Source organism: Caulobacter sp. (assembly GCF_017744445.1).
Lineage (GTDB): Bacteria > Pseudomonadota > Alphaproteobacteria > Caulobacterales > Caulobacteraceae > Caulobacter.
In genome coordinates, this window is record NZ_JAGIBH010000089.1 from 1 (window position 1) to 731 (window position 731).

A 731-nucleotide genomic window follows, 5' to 3' on the forward strand; every position below is an offset into this window, starting at 1 on the left:
GGCGGCGCCGGCGCCCAAGAGGGCGACTACGAAGCCTAAGTCGGCCTCGTAAGAGCTCAGAAAAACTGGAAAAACGGCGCGGAGAAATCCGCGCCGTTTTTTTCTGCGTGGTCGTCAAGAATTGCTCAGCTTGCGGGCGAACGCACGCATTCCCATCCTTTCTCAAGGGGGAGACGGTCTCCTCCGCTTCCGGACAAAAAAGGCCTCAACCGCCACCGGGAGCAAAAGCGAGGGGATTCGCTATGCGTTTTAGACACTTCCTTCTGGCCGCCACGTCGGTCGCCGCCGTCGCCAGCGCGGCTCACGCCCAGGATGCGGCCGCGCCCGCCGCCGACGAGAGCACCGCCGTCGACCAGATCGTGGTCACCGGCACCCGCGTCGCGCGTTCGCGCCTGGACACGGTCTCCCCGGTCGACGTCGTCAACAACAAGGCCCTGACCCGGCAGGGCACGCCGGAACTGGCCCAGGCGCTCTCCAACGTGGCGCCGTCGCTGGACTTCCCACGCCCGGCCGTAACCGACGGGACCGACTCGGTGCGTCCGGCCACCCTGCGCGGCCTGTCGCCCGACCAGACCCTGGTGCTGCTGAACGGTCACCGGGCCCACACCGCCGCGCTGGTCAATATCAACGGCTCGATCGGCCGCGGCTCGGCTCCGTTCGACCTCAACACCATCCCGACCGCGGCCCTGGAAACCGTCGAGATCCTGCGTGAAGGCGCGGCCGCCCAGTAC

General features: G+C 67.6%; 1 protein-coding gene. It reads left to right on the forward strand.

Features of this window, described 5'->3' with window-relative positions; all coding sequences use genetic code 11:
- Nucleotides 1-242: 242 nt before the first annotated feature.
- Nucleotides 243-731, forward strand: a 489-nt coding sequence (locus J7528_RS23790) for a TonB-dependent receptor plug domain-containing protein (RefSeq protein ID WP_291879808.1), incomplete at its 3' end; no start/stop codon positions are given.